The sequence below is a fragment of the Acinetobacter sp. G18 genome (assembly GCF_052660225.1).
Genome location: NZ_CP109658.1, coordinates 3,109,767 through 3,130,616 on the forward strand (window position 1 = coordinate 3,109,767; position 20,850 = coordinate 3,130,616).

The window sequence follows — 20,850 nt, forward strand, 5'->3', positions numbered from 1 at the left end:
AATTACACTCCTAAAGCCACTGAAACAGGCTCAGCTAACGATACTGTTGGTGCTAAACCAACTGGGTAACCGATATAACCTGTAGGTAAGTATTCAATTACTTGTACAGGCAAGCTCACTGTAGTTTCGCCTGCTTTAACTGTAATGCGTTGGCCTTCTTGCAAATTCAAACGCGTTGCATCTTGCTCACCAACTGCAAACATAGCTTCTGGAATACGAGTTTCCATTGCAGGCGTTTTAATCGTGAATTCACCAGAACCAAAGATGTGGTGCATTGGTACAAGACGGAAGCTTTCAGGGTTTGCAACTACAGCAGTTGGAGCAACATAGCTACGTGCTGGACGTTTTGCTAAACGATCGAATAAACGAACGCCCGAATCACCACCTTTTAAGTGACCGCCCACTTCATCTTGGTATTTGTTCCAAGATTGTGGAGAGTTCCAACCCGGAGCCCACGCAAATGGTACAAGTGAAGATGCATTTTGTGGACCAACATAACCTTCCATAGAGAATGTTAATGCTGAGTCTGGATCTGTTGGCTGTTTAGGTTCATGAACCGATAAAGGTGCACGAATTGCTGTACGACCAGAATAACGACGTGGTTCACGCGCAATTTTCAAACCATGTACACGGTAGCCTGCATCTGGTGCAACGTCTTGAATTGCTTCAAGCACAGGAACATTTTTAACGATAGTTTCGATAACGTCATCAAGCAATGTCCAATCAACTGGCTTACCTTTAAGACCAGTTTCAATGGCATGCAACCAACGCCAAGATTCTTTAATCGCGTATTCAGGCTTGTAGTAGCTTGGATCGTAAACTTGGTAGAAGCGCTGTGCACGGCCTTCTTGGCTTACAACAGTACCATCACCTTCAGCAAAGCTTGATGCTGAAAGTACAATATCAGCCTGTTTCACAGTTTCTGTTTCGCTGTGATCAAGCACAATTACTGTTTCAGCTTTATCAAGTGCTGCTTTAACTTGAGCAGCCGGTAAGCGACGGAACAAGTCATTTTCAACAATCACAAGTGTGTCGTAGTCTTGAGCAAATGCTTGTTCAAGGCTTAAACCGCCAAACAATGCCAAGCCCATAGAGTTCACTTCAGGAACAACAAGGCTTAAACCAGCTTTTGAACCAAGGTTTTGCGTTAACTCTGCCGCAGCTTCCATAATTGAAGCATCTTGCAAGCTCGTACCCGCAATAATTAACGGTTTGTTTGCTGCTTTTAAAGTGTCGGCAATAGTTTGTGCAAATGCTTTTGCATCGTCATCTAAACCACTTACAACTTCACCTTTAACTGCTGCAGCAACTGCAAAACCTAAACGCGCGATGTCATTTGGAGATGCAACCACTTCACCAGTTGCAACATCGGCAAGACGAGTTTGAGTTGCAGCCAAGATATAGATCGGAGACTTCGCTTCTTGACCAATACGTTGTACAGGCTCAGCCAACCAATCTGGCGTACGTGTTTTTGCAGCCATTTCGCGAGCTTTGTTTTTTGCAGCTTGACGAACTGACAATGCCATACGAGGTGCAGTTTGAGTTAAATCTTCACCCAAAATTAATACTGCATCATAGCCTTCAATTTCACGCATGTTCGGGTTGTAAATACCCTCTGTTTGCATGATTGAAGCTGCAAGCTCAACAAGATTTTGCTCTTTTTGTGCAACACCTGTTGAATAGTTTGCTTGGCCTACAAGTTCACGTAATGCATAGTTTGATTCTAAGCTTGCACGTGGTGAACCGATACCTAAAACCTTTTTACCTTCAAGTTTCGCAATTGCTTGATCTAAAGCTTGGTCAACTGAAACAGTTACTACCGTTTCACCATTGCGGAATTGAGGTTGACGCGGACGATCTGCACGGTTGACATAACCTGTGCCAAAACGACCTTTGTCACAAAGGAAGTATTGGTTAACCGAACCATTGAAGCGGTTTTCTACACGACGGATTTCGCCATAACGCTCACCCGGAGAAATATTACAACCTGAAGAACAGCCATGACACACGCTTGGTGCATATTGCATATCCCATTTACGGTTATAGCGCTCCGAATGAGTCTTATCGGTAAATACACCTGTTGGACATACTTCAGTCAAGTTACCAGAGAATTCAGACTCTAAAGTACCTGATTCTGGACGACCAAAGTAAACACGTGATGCATTCGCATATACACCAAAGTCCGTACCGCCAGCATAGTCTTTGTAGTAACGAACACAACGATAACAAGCAATACAACGGTTCATTTCATGCGCGATGAACGAGCCGAGTTCTTGGTTATAGTGCGTACGTTTTGTAAAACGATAACGACGACGGTCATGACCTGTCATTACAGTCATATCTTGTAAATGACAGTGACCACCCTCTTCACATACTGGACAGTCGTGAGGGTGATTCGTCATTAAGAATTCAACAATAGACGCACGGAAATCCGTAGCTTCTTTGTCTTCAATCGAGATATAGGTATTGTCAGATGCTGGCGTCATGCATGACATCACAAGACGTCCGCGCGTATCTTCAGGATTTGCATACTGAGTTACTGCACATTGACGGCAAGAACCAACCGAACCTAAGGATGGATGCCAACAAAAATATGGGATGTCGATGCCCAGACTCAAACATGCTTGTAGCAAGTTTTCCGAGCCGTTGACTTCATACGATTTTCCATCGACATGAATTGTAGCCATAGTCGAATTCCTTAAGCTTGTTCTACGTTGCTGGTTTGCACGACAGGACGATTCGTCACTTTCGCTTCAAACTCACCACGGAAATGTTTGAGTGCGCCCATAAGCGGCTCCATCGCACCTGGTGCGTGGGCACAGAAAGTTTTACCAATCCACAATTTACGAGTTAACTCTTGTAAATGATCGATATCTTCTTTCTTACCCTCACCTGTCTCAAGTGCTTTAAGCGCTTTAACAGCCCATGGCAAACCATCACGGCATGGTGTACAGAAACCGCATGATTCGCGCGCAAAGAACTCTTCTAAGTTACGAGTGAGCGATACCATACATTGAGTTTCATCTACCACCATCAACAAACATGTTCCCAAACGAGAACCTGCTTTCATAATAGTGTCTGCATCCATTGGTAAATCAATAGTATCTGCAGGTAAAAAGTCAGTAGACGCACCACCTGGTAACCATGCTTTAAGCTTTAAGCCTTCACGCATACCGCCGGCATGATCTTCAATTACTTCACGAGCAGTCGTACCAAATGGAAGTTCCCAAAGACCAGGGAATTTAACTTTACCTGACGCACCATAAATCTTAGTGCCTGGATCTTTTGATTTACCAGCTGATAAACCGATATACCACTCTGGACCACGAAGCATGATTGCTGGCAAGTTGTTATAAGTTTCAACGTTGTTCACAATCGTAGGACGACCCCATGCACCAGCAACTTGCGGGAATGGTGGTTTCGTACGTGGGTTAGCACGGCGGCCTTCAAGTGAGTTAATCAATGCAGTTTCTTCACCGCAGATATAACGACCTGCACCTGTATGCACATGTAACTCGAAGTTCCAGCCAGAACCTAAAATGTTGTCACCTAAGTAACCTTTAGCGCGAATTTGCTCAAGCGCTTCATTTAGGTATTGTGCAGCCTCGATGTATTCGCCACGAATAAAGATATAACCTTGAGTTGCTTCTAAGGTATAACCTGCAATCAACATACCTTCGATCAATTGGTGAGGAAGTTTTTCCATCAACAAACGGTCTTTAAAGGTACCCGGTTCCATCTCATCGGCGTTACAGATTAAGTAACGTGGGCCACCATCATTTGGTGCCATAAGAGACCATTTGATACCTGCTGGGAAGCCTGCACCACCACGACCTTTTACAGTTGCAGCTTTAATGACATCTAACACTTCAGCAGGTTTCATACCTAATGCTTTTTTAAAGCCTGCATAACCTTCAAGTGCTTCGTAATCGTCAGCGCTACGTACTGCTTCTTGTTTGCTTAAACGCCAAGTCAGTGGATGAGTTTCCGGATTACCGTCGCCATAAATTGGTTTTGGTTCGGTATTCATACATACTTCTCCAATAACTGTTTGATTGATGTCACTTCCACTAAACCGTGAGTATCTTCATCAATCATTAACGTTGGGCCTTTGTCACAATTGCCTAGGCAGCAAATGGGTAGCAATGTAAAACGACCATCTGGTGTCGTCTGACCATACTGAATACCTAATTCACGCTGGAATGCTTCAGCAAGTGTTTCAGCACCCATTAAGAAGCAAGCAATTGAGTCACAAAGCAAAATTACGTGACGACCTACCGGATGGCGATAGATACGGTTGTAAAATGTTGCAACACCTTCCAAATCAGCAACACTCATCGACAACAACTGTGCGATGGCATTCATTTGAGCGTCATCTACCCAACCATTACGGCGCTGTACGCACTTCAAAGCATCCAAAGAGGCTGCACGTGGGTACGGATAGTGACCAATGTGATGTTCGATGTCGTGAATTTCTTCCGCAGTCAAAATTCCTTCAACATTCACACGTGGTTTTTTATCAGTCAAAATCATCATTATGTGTTACCTCTTAGCGATCCACGTCAGCCATAACCACGTCAATGGTCGCCAGATAAATGATTAAGTCAGATACTAAACTTCCGTTAATCACTGAAGGCATTTGCTGTAAGTGAGTAAACGTCGGTGTACGAATACGAGTACGATAACTCATGGTCGCTTTATCTGAAGTCAAGTAGTAAGTACTTGCACCTTTCACAACTTCGGTCATGAATGATGATTCACCAGCAGGCATAACAGGACCCCATGACACGCTCAAGAAGTGCGTAATCAAGGTTTCAATGTCTTGTAATGTCTTATCTTTTGGTGGTGGCACAGCCAATGGGTGATCCGCTTTATATGGACCAGAAGGCATGTTATCCAAACACTGTTTGATAATTTTGAGTGACTCAGTAATTTCACGGAAGTGAACAAGTACACGAGCGTATGCATCGCCTTCATACTCAACTGGCACATCAAAATCAAAGTTTTCATAGCCACTGTATGGACGATATTTACGTACGTCGAAATCAATACCTGTTGCACGTAAACCAGTACCAGTTACACCCCACGCAAGCGCAGATTTTGCATCGTATTGAGCAACATTACGTGTACGACCAATAAACACAGAGTTTTTAAGTGCAGCTGTGTAGTATTCGTTCAAACGTTTAGGCATCCACTCTAGCAACTCTTTAACAAGTTTTTGCCAGTTGTTTGGAAGGTCGTGTGCTGTACCACCAATACGGAACCATGCTGGATGCATACGGTAACCCGTGATTGCCTCAACAATGTCGTAAACTTTTTGACGGTCTGCGAACATATAGAATACTGGTGTCATACCACCGGCATCCTGAATTGCCGTACCACAGAATAACAAGTGGTTATTAATACGGAACAATTCGTTCAACATGACACGAATCACTTGCGCACGTTCAGGAACTTTAATACCTGCCATTTGCTCTACAGCCATGACATACGGCATGTTTTGAGCACAACCACCTAAGTAGTCGACACGGTCAGTATAAGGAATGAAAGAATGCCATGTTTGACGTTCAGCCATCTTTTCCACACCACGATGGTGATAACCGATATCAGGTACACAGTCCTTCACTTCCTCACCATCTAACTGCAATACAACACGGAACGCACCGTGCGCAGATGGATGGTTAGGACCCAAGTTCAAGAACATGAAGTCTTCGTCAGCGTTACCACGCTTAAGACCCCAATCTTCAGGTACAAAGCGTAAGTGTTCCTGTTCGAAATCTTGCTTCGCTTTGTCTTGCATGTACGGCGTATATTCTGTCGCACGTGCTGAATATTCTTTACGAAGCGGGTGACCTTCCCAATAAGTTGGCAACAAAATACGACGGAGCATTGGATGCCCTTCGAAATTGATACCGAACATATCGTAAGCTTCACGTTCATACCAGTTGGCATTTGGCCAGATATTTGTCGCTGTCGGGAGGTTAAGATCATTTTCGTTCAAGGCAACCTTGATACGAATGTCACTATTACGCTCAAGCGATAATAAATGATAGAACACAGTGAAGTCAGATGCTGGTAAACCATCACGATGTTGACGCAAACGCTCATCCATCGCTGATAAGTCAAACAGCATTACATAAGGACGTTCCACTTTACGCAGGAACATGAGGACTTCTTGCACGCGTGCGCGCTCAACCCAGACTGTTGGAAACTCTTCAAAAGTCGCCTGCACATAGAAGTTCTCACCAAATTTGGTTTTGAGCTCTTCTACGATTGCAAATGCTGGGCGTGAATCAACTGGTGTTGACTCTGGCATAGCAATGTCAGTTTCAGCCATTGGCTTGGCTTCCTATTTAATACAAATTCTGTCAATTTTCTCGATGAACATATCGGTTAGACATGTAAAAACACCGTCAAAAATTATTTAATCTCATCCATAGAGCGTAAGTTTTTAACGGCAATACGCTGCGCATTCTTACGATCACGTTCTGGCATCATCTTTGGCTTATACACTGGCTGAAGATCATCACCAATCACGGCAGAAAGCGGGCGTCGCTCTAATTGAATCTGGTCTTGCAAAAGCATTAATGCTTGAATTAATGCTTCAGGACGAGGTGGACAACCTGGGACGTACACGTCAACAGGAATAATTTTGTCTACACCTTGTACTACTGAATAGATGTCGTACATACCTCCAGAGTTTGCACAAGCACCCATTGAAATAACCCACTTAGGTTCTAACATTTGTTCGTACAAACGTTGAATAACCGGAGCCATTTTTACAAAGCAGGTACCTGCAACAATCATCAAGTCAGCCTGACGAGGTGAAGCACGAATAACCTCTGCACCGAAACGGGACAAGTCATGCACGCCTGTTAAAGTCGTTGCATATTCAACGTAACAACATGAGGTACCAAAGTTAAATGGCCACAAAGAGTTTTTACGTCCCCAGTTTACTGCTGTATGCAAGACATCCTCTAAACGAGTCATGAATACATTCTTATTCACTTCCTCTTCAAGCGGATCAGTCACAATTTGACGTTCTTGCAATGGGTATTGATCAGCATCCGGATTCGCGCGGGTCAGAGTATATTTCATCCCGACTTACTCCTTTTCAGATGACAATGCAGGTGTAGTTTTTGACTTAACACGACCTGATGATTGGGCTGGAATCTGGCCTGTAGGGTCAGTTACGAGCTCTTCAATAGAGTTAAAGCGTGTAATTTCAGCAATATTCATTGTTGGTGAACCAACTTTGATCTTTTCACCTGCTGATTTACGACGATCTGCCGGTGACCAACTTAAGGCACCTACAGAGAAGGCATAAACAAGCGCAATCAATAGATCAACGACAAAGATCACAACAGTGGTATATCCCAACCACCCTACTTCACGCACAGAAGTAGACCATGCATAGAGGTAAAGTGCCTCTAAGTCGAATACAACAAAGAAAATTGCAACTAAATAGAACTTTGCAGACAGGCGAATGCGAGCGCCACCAGCACTCACGACACCTGATTCAAACTGCTCTTGCTTAGCACGTCCCCACGATTTTCCCCCGAGGAGTAAGGGAACTGTGAGCATAAAGACGCAAAGAAATGTAACGCCGATCACGAAGGCGATAATCGCCCAGTCGTATGGAGTAATGGCACTCATGCGGGGATAACTCCTGGCAGGCCTATTATTTAACAAAGAATGTATGTATTGGCCTTTGAATACACCAAACACAAAATTAATCCCGCCAATTGTACCTGATTTCTAATTTCGCATGCTAGTTGAAGCGTCTTAGTCTTTTGGATGATTTTCTAATCAAAAGTATTCATCTATGTCTTGTAGAGGGGGTTTCACCGTTTACAATCGGTTTATTTGATAGTTTTTATGCTTGTGATGATTTTTTTCATTTTTTGATTTTTAATATTATTTGAACAATCGCTCATTTGGTCAAATTAAACAACTTACTTTTTTATAATATTAAGTGGTTTTTTATTGTATTCATCTTCTGCTCTGAATTATGATGAATGTTTAATCATGCATAATATTTATTACTCTTGGATAAGGGTATTTATCATTAAGGGCAGCTGATGCCATACTCAGTTCGTGAACTTTCATTTTCTTCCTTCCTGAAATTCTTCTTTCTATTTACGATCATTGTTTCGATATGCTGCTTTATTGGAATTGCATCTCGGCCCCTTAGTTTTCTGGCTTTTTTCTGGCCGGCCAATTCAGTTTTATTAGGATTACTGGTCCGTTATCCTCAAACACGTAAGCTCGGTACTTTTCTTGGTGCATATACTGGATATGTTATTGCCGACCTTATTCAAGGCACACCATTTTTACTGACTATTATCCTAACAACATCTAACTATATTTATGTTGTTACCTCTTTAGTGCTATATCTATGTTTAAGTCAACACATTAGATCTGCTCATCGTGGTTATTCTTACCTTTTTTTATTCGGGTTATGTGGCATAGGCAGTTTAGTTGGCGCTTTATTTGCCGCGACTTTTGTGCCTATGTTTAATACCAAGTTTATGCTTGGCAGCTTTTGGGCTGAGTTTGGTTACTGGATGACATCAGAACTACAAAATGCCCTACTCTTACTTCCTATACTGCTCAACATCCCTGCTTACTCCCAAATAAAACGTTACTTTAATGGTCATCGGGAACATATAAGCATTATCGACTTATTGCCTTTTTTAGCTGTATTAATTTCAATTACAGTAAGTTATTACGACTCTGGGCCAGGTTCTTTACTCTATCCAATCGCAGCTTTAGTTTGGTGTGCTATACGCTACAAACCTATTGTAGTCGCCCTAATTACCTCATTTACCAGTGCTTATATTATTTACCATGTCTCTGGTCATTATTTATTACTTTATCCAAATGAATACTTAAGCAATACCATTTCAATTCGTATTGGCTTAATTATGATGACGCTTGCACCTCTGACTGTTTCTAGTATTAGTGCACTTCACTCTGAGTTAATTCAAAAACTCCAACATGCTATTGCCCATGATGAGCTCACATCTAGTTTAACTCGACGTCAATTTTTACAATCAGTTCGTATACTTCAAGAAAAAGTTCAAAAGGAAAATAAAACATCTGCTTTTTTTATGCTGGATGTCGATCATTTTAAAAAAGTAAATGATAGTTATGGCCACTTAATTGGAGATAGAGCTTTACAAACCTGTGTAACCACTATACAAAATATTTTACACCCTCATGATTTACTAGGACGTTTTGGTGGAGAAGAGTTCGCAATTTTTATTCCTGATACTAATAAAGAAGCCGCTTTTGAACTCGCTGAAAGAATACGTACCAAGATTAGTCAGCAACCGATTTATGTTTATGGGAAATTACCTATTTTTGTACAGGTCAGTATTGGTATAAGTCTATATTCACCAAATCACCATCGCTCTATTGAAAGCCTGTTTAAAGAAGCCGATGACGCACTCTATCAAGCTAAACGCCAAGGACGTAATCGGGTTTTTATTTCTTTGTAATATTTTAAAGTCATCATCTAGTGTAATGAATTTTATACAATAACTTCTGTTTTTGCCATGTATGCTAATAACAGATAATAAGGAGAAAAATGTATGAATCTAGAATATACGCATAAACCAGACTATTACTTGTTCGCGCAATTACTCGTGCGACATATAGAAAGCTATATTCAAAAACATCCAGATGCAGATAATGCCATTTTTGACTTGAGAGATGTCTATGAAATTTTTAGACAAGATTTCGCGTCAACCACGACAAACCTAGAAGGCATTTTACATATTGCAGATTCATATAAAGTTGAAACTTTGAATGGAGACCAACCTCTTATTCAAAAATATCAAATTGATGCTAAAAATAATTCGCTGTTAATTGACTTTAATACCGATGCTCTCAACAGTCTAAGAAGCGGGAAACCGATTTTGGAGCCTGACGCGACTCAACTATAAATCAACCAATAAAAAAGCACCTTATGCAGGTGCTTTTTTATTGGCTTTTAATGGGGGTTGTTTAAATCGATGTGCAGGCCAAGTCATAATAAAACGTGCCCCACCCAAACTTGGGCTTTCATCAACTTTAATTTCACCACCAAACCAGTAAGCAATACGACTTACAATTGAAAGTCCCAGACCATAACCACCAGAGGCACGCGTACGGCTGTCATCTAAACGCGCAAAGGCTTCAAATACACGCTTACGGTCTTGCTCAGGAATACCTGGCCCATCATCTTCAACACAAACAAAAGCCATACCATCACTGTGAATACCACCAGTAATACGCACTTTATTATCACAATAACGAACCGCATTTCCGACCAAGTTTTGTACAACACGGTGAAGGTAACGACGCTCTGCATCCACCTTGACATATAAAGGTGGTGGAACGAGCTCAATCTCTTTCTGCGTTTTTAAGGCTTCAGTTTCAACAGCAACCTGATCCAACACTTCAAACAGCACAATTTCTGCAAAATCTAACGAAGGTGTGCCCTGCTCTAGTTTTGCATAAGTCATGATTTCATCAATCAAGGTATTGAGTGCTTCAATATCTTTATCAATCATGTCGACCTGATGCATACGATGATTGTAGTCATCTTCTTCGGCCAACATTTCCGTACCAAAGCGTATACGTGCTACTGGCGTTCTCAGTTCATGAGATACAGCTCTCATTAACTCACGTTGAGCTTCAATTAAACGCTGAATATGATCAGACATATTGTTATAGCTTGAAGCCAAGTTTGCCATTTCGTCACTTCCTTCAATAGGAACACGCAATGACAAATCACCCGATTTCATACGGTTTAATGCATAACGCACTTGTCGAATTTTGCGCTCTAACGGCAAAATCAAACCATAAACACCTAAACTTAATAAGAACAAGCTAAATAAGGTAATACCCGCAGAAAGCTGTAAAGGCATCCAGTTAAACATTGGAACAGGGCCTAGCACCAAAACTTGCGTAGGATGGTTCGGAATTGGAGAGACAATCGAAATAGTTGTACCACGAACTGTTGCACTATCTTTGTACAACATCACGCTTTGATCTTGGCGTAAACGTCCAATCTGTTCAGAATCCAGATTTATATCTTGAATGTTTTGAATATTGATTGGATATGAAAAATGTTTTTGAATCTTGGCAAGATACTCTTGTTCCTGACCCGGATAAAACATGAGGTAGTCGAGTACAAAAATAGGAAGAGCCTTCATTTGGCGTTCACTAATTTTGTCGACTTTTATAGATAGATAATGCTGCGGGTCGTCACGTAAGCCAATAATCACATAAGCAATGCTATTACTTGCATCGTAACGAACTACAGATTTTTGTGCTTCGATCCGCTTTTTCTCGGTTCGAGACAGTTCAACCTTACTTGCATCGGTATAATAAATTGGAAGTTCGAGCAAATCAGATGCGTCAGAAATCCAATCTATCTTTTGCTGCTTCCCAGGTTGTCGAGCGACCCCTTCACTAATGACATAAGAAATACCATCAGTTAAAGATTCTCGGTATTCTTGTGCGCGTTGGTAGTTGATAATTTGTACCAGTAAATATCCAAAAACAGCCACCAAAACAACAAGAATTACCAGCCCCGCATATATTCGCAGGAATATACTGTGTTTAAACACTCGACCAACCTTATAGGAAGTTTAATCAGATTTTACAATCCATTGGTTTCTTTAACAAACAAGTAACCTTTACTACGTACAGTTTTAATACGTTTTGGATTTTCAGGATCATCGCCAATTTTTGGACGAATACGCGAAATACGTACATCGATTGAACGGTCTTGACCATCGTATTCGATACCACGTAAACGTTCGAAGATATCTTCGCGCGATAAGATACGACCAGCGTTTGATGCAAGCAACCATAACAAGTCATATTCAGCACTTGTAAAGTCAACAAGTTCACCGTTTAACGTTACAGAGCGGCCGCCATTGTCGATGACAAGGTCGTCAAACTCAATACGTTGTGCAACTTCATCTTCAACAGTTTTATCTGTGCGACGTAATAGTGCACGAATGCGCGCTAACAATACACGTGGCTGAACTGGTTTAGCGACATAATCGTCAGCACCCATTTCCAGACCAAGTACTTGGTCCATGTCTTCAGTACGTGCAGTCAACATTAAAATAGGTTGATGGTAATGTGGGCGAACTTCACGACAAACGGTTAAACCATCGGCACCCGGCAACATGACATCCAAGACCACAAGATCTGGTTGTTCACTAATAATACGACGAATTGCACGGTTACCATCAGTTTCCACACCAACTTCCAAGCCGTTGCGAATTAAGTATTCTTGAGTTAATCGTGCTAAACGCTCGTCATCTTCAACGATCAGAATCTTTGGTAACTTTTCTTCTTGGCTCATATCATTGCCCCTATAAATCTCATTACATGCATCTTAAAAATCTTGCAGATACATTCGTTTATCATTTGCAATATACACACGTTTACATTGTAAACAAGTAGGCGTTCACCAAACTGATACATGACAACCATGTTTTGTTGCATTTTATTAATCTTTGAATTTCCAAGTATTTTTAATATCTGTTTATTGTTATTAAAAGTCATAATCTATTCATATTTCCTATGTATGAATATTAAACAAATTATTTCTTGGCGGAATTTAAATTCATTCAAGTGCTTGTTTTTTGAGTTATCCACAAAGTTATCTATAAGCGTTTTTTAATAGCTTTGCTATGCTATCTCCCGACAAATCATACAGATAAAAAATTACTAAAAAGTCAAGATTGATCTAGCTTAAAAAATCCCGTATCTTGTGTTGAAAATAAACTTTAACTACTAAGTCTTGTGTTTATCCCTCAAATATCGTGGCATGTTTTTTGCTCGGTTCAAACGGTCTATGAACATAACAAAAGTGACAATGGAGCTATGCTGGCATGAGCGTAATTACTTCGACTCCCGGTCAAATTCAGGTGATTAAACGCACTGGAGATGTTGCTGCATTTGATGCAGATAAAATTTCTGTTGCGATTGGTAAAGCTTTTCTTGCTGTGGAAGGTCAACAGAGTTCGGATTCTAGCCGTATTCACGACCGTATTACCCAGTTGACGGAAATGGTTTTAAATACATTTACTCGCCGTTTACCATCGGGCGGTACGATCCACATTGAAGAAATTCAAGATCAAGTAGAACTTGCTTTAATGCGTACTGGGGAACAAAAAGTTGCCCGCGCTTATGTGATTTACCGTGAACAACGCGCTAACGCTCGTCAGCAAACAAACTCAAACCACCACCCTACTTTACAAGTTACTGACGCGAACGGTCAGCTTCAGCCACTTGATTTAAGTGCATTACAAGCTACAGTTTCTAAAGCAGCTGAAGGTTTGGAAGGTATTGACGTTCAAGCGATCGTGGATGAAACCGTTAAAAACTTATATAACGGCGTAAAAGAAAGCGATATTGCTACAACCATGATGATGGCAACACGTACTCGTATTGAACAAGAACCAAACTACACTTACGTAACTGCACGTTTGCTCTGTAATGAATTAGTGGGTACAGGTTTAGCTTTCTTAGGTCTACCAACTGATACTGCTGAAAACAATGCACTCGAAGCATTCTTGAAAAAAGGTGTAGAGCTTGATTTGCTTTCACCTGACTTGCTTGACTTCGACTTAGAAAAATTAGCAGCAGCAATTCAACCAGAACGCTCTAATCAGTTTACCTACTTAGGTTTACAAACTCTATTTGACCGTTACTTCATTCACTCAAACGGCGTTCGCTTCGAATTACCACAATTATTCTTCATGCGTGTGTCAATGGGTCTTGCACTCAATGAGCAAGATAAAGAAGAGCGTGCAATCGAGTTCTATAACTTATTGTCTAGCTTCGACTATATGGCTTCTACGCCTACCCTGTTTAACTCAGGTACATTACGTCCACAGCTTTCAAGTTGTTACTTAACAACGATTGGCGATGACCTTTATGACATTTATGGCGCGATGCGTGACAACGCGATGCTTTCTAAATGGGCTGGTGGTTTAGGTAATGACTGGACACCTGTACGTGCCTTGAACTCTTATATTAAAGGTACAAACGGTAAGTCTCAGGGTGTTGTTCCATTCTTGAAAGTTGCGAACGATACTGCTGTTGCCGTAAACCAAGGTGGTAAGCGTAAAGGTGCTGTATGTGCATACCTAGAAACTTGGCACTTAGACATCGAAGAGTTCTTAGAGCTTCGTAAAAATACCGGTGATGACCGTCGCCGTACACACGACATGAACACTGCGAACTGGGTTCCAGACTTGTTTATGCAACGTGTATTTGAAGATGGTGAATGGACACTCTTTACCCCTTCTGAAACTCCAGACTTGCACGACTTAACTGGTGCTGAATTTGCTGAGCGTTATGCTTACTATGAGTCTGTAGCGAAAGAAACTAACATGCTACACAAGAAAGTACGTGCTAAAGACTTATGGCGCAAAATGCTTTCTATGTTGTTTGAAACTGGTCACCCTTGGATCACGTTCAAAGATGTATGTAACTTACGTTCACCTCAACAACACGTTGGTGTAGTTCACTCATCTAACTTATGTACTGAAATTACCTTGAATACAAATCAAGACGAAATTGCTGTATGTAACTTAGGTTCGATTAACCTTGTACAACACGTTCAAGGTGGTGTGTTAGACCGTGAGAAGTTAGCTCGCACAATTAAAACAGCAGTACGTATGCTCGATAACGTTATCGACATTAACTACTATGCTGTACCACAAGCGAAAAACTCTAACTTGAAACACCGTCCTGTGGGTATGGGTATCATGGGCTTCCAAGATGCACTATACGAAATGGGTATTGCTTACGGTTCAGACGCTGCTGTTGATTTTGCAGATGAATCAATGGAAGTGATTAGCTACTACGCGATTGAAACTTCAAGCAACTTGGCTGTTGAACGTGGTTCTTACTCAACATTCAAAGGTTCATTGTGGGATCAAGGTATCCTTCCAATCGACTCTTTAGAAATTGTTGCGAAATCTCGTCCAGAGCGCATGTTCGAAGTTGACCGTACTCAACGTTTAGACTGGGACACTTTACGTGCCAAAGTTCAAAAAGACGGTATGCGTAACTCAAACGTGATGGCAATTGCTCCAACGGCAACCATCTCTAACATTTGTGGTGTTTCTCAGTCTATTGAGCCAACATTCCAAAACTTATATGTGAAATCTAACCTGTCTGGTGAGTTCACTGTTATTAACCCTTACCTTGTTCGTGCCTTGAAAGACCGTGGTCTTTGGGACACAGTAATGGTTAACGACCTTAAACACTTTGAAGGTTCAGTACAAAAAATTGCTCGTATTCCTGAAGAATTAAAAGCAATCTTTGCTACTGCGTTTGAAGTAGATACACGTTGGATCGTTGATGCTGCATCACGTCGTCAAAAATGGATTGATCAAGCACAGTCTCTTAACCTTTACATCTCTGGTGCAAACGGTAAGAAACTTGACATCACTTATAAGATGGCATGGTTACGTGGTCTTAAGACGACTTATTACCTCCGAGCTTTAGGTGCAACCTCTGCTGAAAAATCTACAATTAACACAGGTGCGTTGAACGCGGTTAAACCTGCAACTGTAGAAGCAGCAGCACCTGCAGCGGCTCCGGTCGTAGAAGCGAAAAAACCTGAAGCAGCGGTTGAAGAAGAAGGCTTTACCCAAGCAGCTCCTGTACCAATGGCTTGCTCAATCGACAACCCTGATTGTGAAGCTTGCCAATAACATTCAATAAAATTGCTCTTTTTCACTAAAGAGCAATTTTAAAAGAGGTAAAGATTATGCTTTCTCATCTCAGCCATAATTATATGCTTGGTGTTGGAGTATTAATCTTTGCCTTTATTTTCTTTTATATGCCGATGGTTTACGCATTCATTACGATACGTAAGCAACAGCGTAAGCAAAATAAGTTGTAGTGAGTAGAGACCAAAGGCCCAAAATTTGGTCATACCTTAATAAAACTTAATTTTGTTTACACATTAAAAGCGTATAGTAGGGACATCTTCGTTTAAGAGATGTCAAATATAGATATATACAACGAAGAGAGAACAAAAATGTCTATCCTTAGTTGGGACGATTTTGAAGATGATTCGCAAAAACCGGCTGCACCTGAACACAAGTCTGCGGCCATCCAACCGGAAAAAACGCCAGATTCGCAGAATGTATCTACTGCGCAGCCATCATCGCCGAGCGTGGCAGCTCCACAATCCACTGGAACCCATTCCGTGCGACCAACAGTTGCCTCCGATACAATGGCTAGAGCCTCTGCAGCCTTAGAACATTTAGACGTTGCTCCTGGCCTTGAAGAGCTAGAAATGGGCGCGCAACGCGTTCAGGTTGACGACAAAGCCATGATTAACTGTCGCGCTGACTTGAACCAGCTTGTTCCATTTAAATACGAATGGGCTTGGCAGAAGTATCTTGACGGGTGTGCAAACCACTGGATGCCACAAGAAGTTAACATGAACCACGACATCGCGCTTTGGAAGTCTGAAAATGGCTTAACCGAAGATGAGCGTACTATTGTTATGCGTTCTTTAGGTTTCTTCTCGACTGCGGACTCTTTGGTTGCAAACAACCTAGTATTGGCGATTTACCGTCACATTACTAACCCTGAATGCCGTCAGTATATTTTGCGTCAAGCATTTGAAGAAGCAATTCATACTCACGCTTACCAATACTGTATCGAATCTTTAGGTATGGATGAAGGCGAAGTCTTCAACATGTACCGTGAGATTCCATCTGTTGCGCGTAAAGCATCTTGGGGCCTTAAGTACACTCAATCTTTAAGTGACCCTACTTTCCACACTGGTACTCCTGAAAACGACCAACGTTTACTTCGTAACTTGATCGCATTCTACTGTGTACTTGAAGGTATCTTCTTCTACTGTGGCTTTACTCAAATTTTGAGTATGGGCCGTCGTAACAAGATGAACGGTGTTGCTGAGCAGTTCCAATACATCTTGCGTGATGAGTCTATGCACTTGAACTTTGGTATCGACATGATTAACCAAATCAAGATTGAGAACCCTCACCTTTGGACTGCCGAGTTCCAACAAGAAGTCATTCAAATGATTCTTGAAGGTACTATGCTTGAAATCGAATATGCACGTGACACAATGCCACGTGGTGTATTGGGTATGAACGCAAGCATGATGGAAGAATACTTGAAATTCATCTGTAACCGTCGTTTATCTCAGTTAGGTTTACCAGAGCAATTTGCTGGTGTAACGAATCCATTTGCGTGGATGTCAGAGATGATGGACTTACGTAAAGAGAAGAACTTCTTTGAAACTCGCGTAACTGACTACCAAACTGGTGGTGCGTTAAGCTGGTAAGTTTCGACTTAGTTAATTAAGAAAAAACCGCTATCTATTAGCGGTTTTTTCTTGGCTTGTATTTATTAAACTTTTTTCAAGAGGCTAAATCTTGATCATACATATGCAGATTTTCAGTAATCTTATTAAATTTCCAGCTTCTATATGTATCCCTTACCACGTTTTCACTCAAATTAATTTTAAATGAGTTTAATGAAAACTTTACTGATTCTATAGTTACTTTTTTTAGAATCCACTATCACTCTATTAAAATTTATAAATGGATATTAATTAATTGATTTTATTCCACTACAGGTATCAATGTATTGATAAACATTTTCTATAAAGCAGTATATGTATTCATCCTTCATTATTAAAAAATAAAATAAATTTAATAGTAAAATTATTAATATCTAAATTAATTAGTTTAGGTACCCATAATAATGAATCTATACTGTTAAAGCGTATTTAACAATAATCGATATTCCAGATAGCAGTACAATAAAATTAATAATTTTCAAGAATTGCTGTTTAGACAATTTGAGTGTAATTCGCTTACCAATGAACGCACCTATCAACATCGATGGGATAAACAGAAGCGCAAGTGACAATAAGTTATCCGAAAAATACACACCTGCTGTAGTAAATAGAATGACTCGAAAAACCGTACTGCATCCAATTAATGTAGTTTGAGTGACACGGATTTTTTCTGGAGTTTCGATTCGTCCATTGAGGTAAATCGCATATAAAAACCCCCCACTACCAAACATGGCTCCTAAGAAACCACCAGATAATCCAAAAGGAAAAACAAATTTTTTCTCTAGTTTTTTCTGGGGCTTAAAGCCACTTAATGAGTAAATCGCATATAAAAGCGTAAATATACCAAATGCTAGAAGTGCGTAACTTGCATTAACTCTCATCAGCAGTATAAAGCCAAGAAAACTACCGACAAACATAAGTGGGATTAGAAATTTTAATTCAGAAAAGTCTGCCTTCTTACCATCTTTAATGACATTCGAAATGGCAGCGAACATATCTAGTAAAGCTAACAGTGGAATAATTTGTGAGAGAGGCAAAAAGTTAAGTAATACAGGACTCGCAATTAATGCAGTTCCAAAACCCACCATTCCAAAAATAATATAAGAGCATACTATTGTTATTAACATTATTGAAAGTTGCAGTACTGAAAAATCTTCTAAAAGATACATTTAAAATTCCATTTTTGATTTTTAACCAAGCCAAACTACACTAAAATATAATTTATCACATAAATATTAGATAATTTTATCAAACATTAAAATATTTAATACTCATTTTTTTTGATTATTTCTTTGTTATAAAAATTTCGCTGTAAAAAATAAATTTCATTATAAAAGGATAATTCAAGAATGAACTCTAAAGTAATCATCAATGGAAATGTTGATTGTAAAGAAACGATTAGTGCTGAGTTAGATGAATTCATTACTAAAATGGATGATCATGAAATTTTCCAAAACAATTATTTCAAGCATTTGACTTCTACTTCATGGACGCCAGAATCATATATCTTATTTCGTGACAATTTCTTCTATCGTACCGAGCTAACCGTAAAAGGGATTGCTCATGTATGTTCGCGATCTGCTTTTGAAAACGATATGGACACTCTAGTCCTATTCACTCACATCTTAAGTGAAGAAACTGGTATGGGTGAAAAAGCCAAGTGTCATGAAATCTTTATGGAGAATGCGCTGAATGTATTTGGCGCCGCAGAATACAATCTTCCAGAGATGAAGGTTCAACAGGCTAAGAATAGTGATCGAATCATCGCAGAGACATTGCAGTATCGAGATACTATCCAAGGTTTGATTACGGGTAGTTATCCTCGCATGTTGGGGGCAGTCATGGCCCTAGAAAACCATGCTGATAAGATGCTTACCGTATTCCGCGAAGCGTTCCGATTCAATAACAAAAAACTTGATCCAAGTGAATTCATTAAGAAAGTTGAGGTCTATTTTAACGCCCATATCGAAAATGGCGTCGAAGATCGTCATGCTCAAGATGCTAAACAGTGTGTCCATAATAACTGTAATAACCAAGAAGACCTTGATGAGATTAAGTTTGGTGCAAATGAAACATTGAAAGCCCAGTTTAAGATGTGGAATGCAATGTTTGATCAAGCTGTATCACTTTAATTAAAACGGATTTTGAGATTTCATAATGCAAAACTTAGGTATTTCACAAGCAGCCTTGAATTTACGTGAATCAATTACACACGGAACTAAGGCGAAAATTTTAGAGTTAAATAAAAAGTCTAGCGCAGATGATCAGGTCATTGATTTAAGTATTGGTACTTTAGATGAAAAGACCAATAGCGGTATTGATGATGCAGTTAAGAGTTATATTTCAAATAATGCTGCAATTATCCATGAGTTTGCCCCAGTTAAAGGCTTCCCTTTCTTACGAAAGGCTATTGCTGAGCGTGTGAAGCGTTTACGAGACATCAGCTTCAATCCAGATACTGAAATCATGGTCACTCCTGGCGGTATTAAAGGTGCTATCACCGTGGTATTTCATACACTTCTAAATCCAGATGATGAAGTGATTTACCCAGTACCAAACTGGCCTCATTACGCAGACATGATTGAATTGCACTTAGGTAAAGCTAAACCAATCTATGTCAAAGACTTTTATAACCAAGCGATTGATGTAGTTGAGTTAGAAAAAACCATTACTGATAAGACCAAAATTATCATTCTTGGTGACTGCCTAAACCCTTCTGGCAAAATTTATACTCGTGATGAATTAGAGTCGATTTCGAAAGTGATTTTAACTGCCAATGCAGAACGTTTATCAAAAGGTCTAAGCCCAATCTATGTGCTTTTTGATTGTCCGTATGAATCACATATTTTGAATACTAAGCCTGCAAACATTTCAAATATTACCCAGCAGTTTAAAGACCAAACACACTCTATGTGGGACTACACCATTTATATCACTGGTCCCGGTAAAACCTATGGAATGCACGGCGACCGATCTGGATATATTTGTGCTTCGGACAAACTGATTAAAGTTATGGAAAAAGTACAGGTGAATTTAAACTCATTTGCTTCGACTTATGCCCAAATTGCGACACATGAAGCAATGCAAGAATACATGGATGACGTTGCAAAGAAACGTGCGGTAGTTGCCAGACAGAACATGCAGACATTCATTGAAGACTTGAAAAGCTGCACTGGTTTAGAAGTGACTGAGCCTGAGGGTGGATTTTTCTTATTCTTAGACTTGTCAAAGTATGGCGACAAAATCCAAAAGCTAGGATTTGATTCAGCAGATCAATATCTTTTGGAGACAGCAAAAGTTGCTTCTATTGGAGGCATGCATTTTGGTGAAAACATCGATAGCCTCCGACATTACATTCGCATGAATTGTGGACGTGATCCCGTGACTCTAAAGGCAGCCGCAGCACGTATTAAAGAAGCCCTTCAGAAATTGAACTAACTCATATTATTCAGGAAGTTAATTTATAACTTCCTGAATTT

Annotated in this window: 17 protein-coding genes; 7 read left to right on the forward strand and 10 right to left on the reverse strand. The window is 40.3% G+C overall.

From position 1 onward, the window contains the following. Positions 1 to 2 precede the first annotated feature (2 nt). From nuoG to ndhC, 6 genes are all read right to left on the reverse strand, one after another. Complete coding sequence (nuoG, locus tag NE363_RS14725) at positions 3 to 2,687, reverse strand: NADH-quinone oxidoreductase subunit NuoG (protein ID WP_445535343.1); 2,685 nt, start codon at positions 2,685 to 2,687, stop codon at positions 3 to 5. A gap of 11 nt (positions 2,688 to 2,698) precedes the next feature. Next, the gene (gene nuoF, locus NE363_RS14730; RefSeq protein ID WP_004703505.1) at positions 2,699 to 4,030 is read right to left on the reverse strand and encodes an NADH-quinone oxidoreductase subunit NuoF; all 1,332 of its coding nucleotides are present in this window, start codon (positions 4,028 to 4,030) and stop codon (positions 2,699 to 2,701) included. Further along, entirely contained in the window at positions 4,027 to 4,536 is a 510-nt protein-coding gene (gene nuoE, locus NE363_RS14735; RefSeq protein WP_003653477.1) for an NADH-quinone oxidoreductase subunit NuoE, read from the reverse strand. Before nuoE ends, nuoF begins: the two co-directional genes overlap by 4 nt. Positions 4,537 to 4,549: 13 nt before the next feature. Further along, positions 4,550 to 6,337, reverse strand: coding sequence for an NADH-quinone oxidoreductase subunit C/D (gene nuoC / locus NE363_RS14740; protein WP_004703507.1), 1,788 nt, complete (start codon positions 6,335 to 6,337; stop codon positions 4,550 to 4,552). A gap of 83 nt (positions 6,338 to 6,420) precedes the next feature. After that, positions 6,421 to 7,098, reverse strand: coding sequence for a NuoB/complex I 20 kDa subunit family protein (locus NE363_RS14745; RefSeq protein ID WP_002050353.1), 678 nt, complete (start codon positions 7,096 to 7,098; stop codon positions 6,421 to 6,423). Between the two features lie 6 nt (positions 7,099 to 7,104). Then, positions 7,105 to 7,656 carry an NADH-quinone oxidoreductase subunit A gene (gene ndhC / locus NE363_RS14750; RefSeq protein WP_004703510.1) on the reverse strand — a complete coding sequence of 184 codons (552 nt, stop codon included), beginning with the start codon at positions 7,654 to 7,656 and terminating at the stop codon, positions 7,105 to 7,107. Positions 7,657 to 8,081: 425 nt separating this feature from the next. Between ndhC and NE363_RS14755 the strand changes: the two genes are divergently transcribed. Both NE363_RS14755 and NE363_RS14760 read left to right on the forward strand, forming a co-directional pair. After that, positions 8,082 to 9,503: a GGDEF domain-containing protein gene (locus tag NE363_RS14755; protein WP_445535344.1), complete on the forward strand. Its 1,422-nt coding sequence runs from the start codon at positions 8,082 to 8,084 to the stop codon at positions 9,501 to 9,503. Between the two features lie 93 nt (positions 9,504 to 9,596). Further along, positions 9,597 to 9,950 (forward strand): hypothetical protein, encoded by a 354-nt coding sequence (locus NE363_RS14760; RefSeq protein WP_004703515.1) that lies wholly within the window; start codon positions 9,597 to 9,599, stop codon positions 9,948 to 9,950. 21 nt (positions 9,951 to 9,971) lie between these two features. On the opposite strand, the gene bfmS is transcribed toward NE363_RS14760, so the two are convergent. From bfmS to NE363_RS14775, 3 genes are read right to left on the reverse strand one after another with little or no spacing between them, the layout of a single operon-like run. After that, positions 9,972 to 11,621: a sensor histidine kinase BfmS gene (gene bfmS / locus NE363_RS14765; protein WP_019457084.1), complete on the reverse strand. Its 1,650-nt coding sequence runs from the start codon at positions 11,619 to 11,621 to the stop codon at positions 9,972 to 9,974. Between the two features lie 32 nt (positions 11,622 to 11,653). Continuing rightward, positions 11,654 to 12,370 (reverse strand): response regulator transcription factor BfmR, encoded by a 717-nt coding sequence (gene bfmR, locus NE363_RS14770; RefSeq protein WP_000076440.1) that lies wholly within the window; start codon positions 12,368 to 12,370, stop codon positions 11,654 to 11,656. Beyond that, positions 12,367 to 12,573 (reverse strand): hypothetical protein, encoded by a 207-nt coding sequence (locus NE363_RS14775; RefSeq protein ID WP_019457085.1) that lies wholly within the window; start codon positions 12,571 to 12,573, stop codon positions 12,367 to 12,369. Before NE363_RS14775 ends, bfmR begins: the two co-directional genes overlap by 4 nt. A 329-nt stretch (positions 12,574 to 12,902) precedes the next feature. Between NE363_RS14775 and NE363_RS14780 the strand changes: the two genes are divergently transcribed. The 3 genes from NE363_RS14780 (at position 12,903) to NE363_RS14790 (ending at position 17,353) form a co-directional block, all read left to right on the forward strand. Continuing rightward, positions 12,903 to 15,740 (forward strand): ribonucleoside-diphosphate reductase subunit alpha, encoded by a 2,838-nt coding sequence (locus NE363_RS14780; RefSeq protein WP_134262098.1) that lies wholly within the window; start codon positions 12,903 to 12,905, stop codon positions 15,738 to 15,740. A 56-nt stretch (positions 15,741 to 15,796) separates the two neighbouring features. After that, a complete protein-coding gene (locus tag NE363_RS14785; protein WP_002120013.1) occupies positions 15,797 to 15,931 on the forward strand; it encodes a hypothetical protein in 135 nt (44 codons plus the stop codon). Between the two features lie 138 nt (positions 15,932 to 16,069). Further along, positions 16,070 to 17,353, forward strand: a complete 1,284-nt coding sequence (locus tag NE363_RS14790; protein WP_077163843.1) for a ribonucleotide-diphosphate reductase subunit beta — start codon at positions 16,070 to 16,072, stop codon at positions 17,351 to 17,353. Positions 17,354 to 17,781: 428 nt separating this feature from the next. On the opposite strand, the gene NE363_RS14795 is transcribed toward NE363_RS14790, so the two are convergent. Beyond that, on the reverse strand, positions 17,782 to 18,540 hold the full coding sequence (locus NE363_RS14795) for a sulfite exporter TauE/SafE family protein (protein ID WP_004703552.1): 759 nt from the start codon (positions 18,538 to 18,540) through the stop codon (positions 17,782 to 17,784). 180 nt (positions 18,541 to 18,720) lie between these two features. On the opposite strand from NE363_RS14795, the gene NE363_RS14800 reads away from it, so the two are divergent. Together NE363_RS14800 and NE363_RS14805 are read left to right on the forward strand one after the other, a co-directional pair. Then, entirely contained in the window at positions 18,721 to 19,503 is a 783-nt protein-coding gene (locus NE363_RS14800; RefSeq protein WP_445535345.1) for an iron-containing redox enzyme family protein, read from the forward strand. 25 nt (positions 19,504 to 19,528) lie between these two features. Further along, entirely contained in the window at positions 19,529 to 20,809 is a 1,281-nt protein-coding gene (locus NE363_RS14805; RefSeq protein WP_151741362.1) for a pyridoxal phosphate-dependent aminotransferase, read from the forward strand. The last annotated feature ends 41 nt before the right edge of the window (positions 20,810 to 20,850 follow it).

Coding starts and splice junctions, on each gene's coding strand:
- nuoG (WP_445535343.1), bottom strand. CDS start 2,687: ATGGCTACAATTCATGTCGATGGAAAATCGTATGAAGTCAACGGCTCG.
- nuoF (WP_004703505.1), bottom strand. CDS start 4,030: ATGAATACCGAACCAAAACCAATTTATGGCGACGGTAATCCGGAAACT.
- nuoE (WP_003653477.1), bottom strand. CDS start 4,536: ATGATGATTTTGACTGATAAAAAACCACGTGTGAATGTTGAAGGAATT.
- nuoC (WP_004703507.1), bottom strand. CDS start 6,337: ATGGCTGAAACTGACATTGCTATGCCAGAGTCAACACCAGTTGATTCA.
- NE363_RS14745 (WP_002050353.1), bottom strand. CDS start 7,098: ATGAAATATACTCTGACCCGCGCGAATCCGGATGCTGATCAATACCCA.
- ndhC (WP_004703510.1), bottom strand. CDS start 7,656: ATGAGTGCCATTACTCCATACGACTGGGCGATTATCGCCTTCGTGATC.
- NE363_RS14755 (WP_445535344.1), top strand. CDS start 8,082: ATGCCATACTCAGTTCGTGAACTTTCATTTTCTTCCTTCCTGAAATTC.
- NE363_RS14760 (WP_004703515.1), top strand. CDS start 9,597: ATGAATCTAGAATATACGCATAAACCAGACTATTACTTGTTCGCGCAA.
- bfmR (WP_000076440.1), bottom strand. CDS start 12,370: ATGAGCCAAGAAGAAAAGTTACCAAAGATTCTGATCGTTGAAGATGAC.
- NE363_RS14775 (WP_019457085.1), bottom strand. CDS start 12,573: ATGACTTTTAATAACAATAAACAGATATTAAAAATACTTGGAAATTCA.
- NE363_RS14780 (WP_134262098.1), top strand. CDS start 12,903: ATGAGCGTAATTACTTCGACTCCCGGTCAAATTCAGGTGATTAAACGC.
- NE363_RS14785 (WP_002120013.1), top strand. CDS start 15,797: ATGCTTTCTCATCTCAGCCATAATTATATGCTTGGTGTTGGAGTATTA.
- NE363_RS14790 (WP_077163843.1), top strand. CDS start 16,070: ATGTCTATCCTTAGTTGGGACGATTTTGAAGATGATTCGCAAAAACCG.
- NE363_RS14795 (WP_004703552.1), bottom strand. CDS start 18,540: ATGTATCTTTTAGAAGATTTTTCAGTACTGCAACTTTCAATAATGTTA.
- NE363_RS14800 (WP_445535345.1), top strand. CDS start 18,721: ATGAACTCTAAAGTAATCATCAATGGAAATGTTGATTGTAAAGAAACG.
- NE363_RS14805 (WP_151741362.1), top strand. CDS start 19,529: ATGCAAAACTTAGGTATTTCACAAGCAGCCTTGAATTTACGTGAATCA.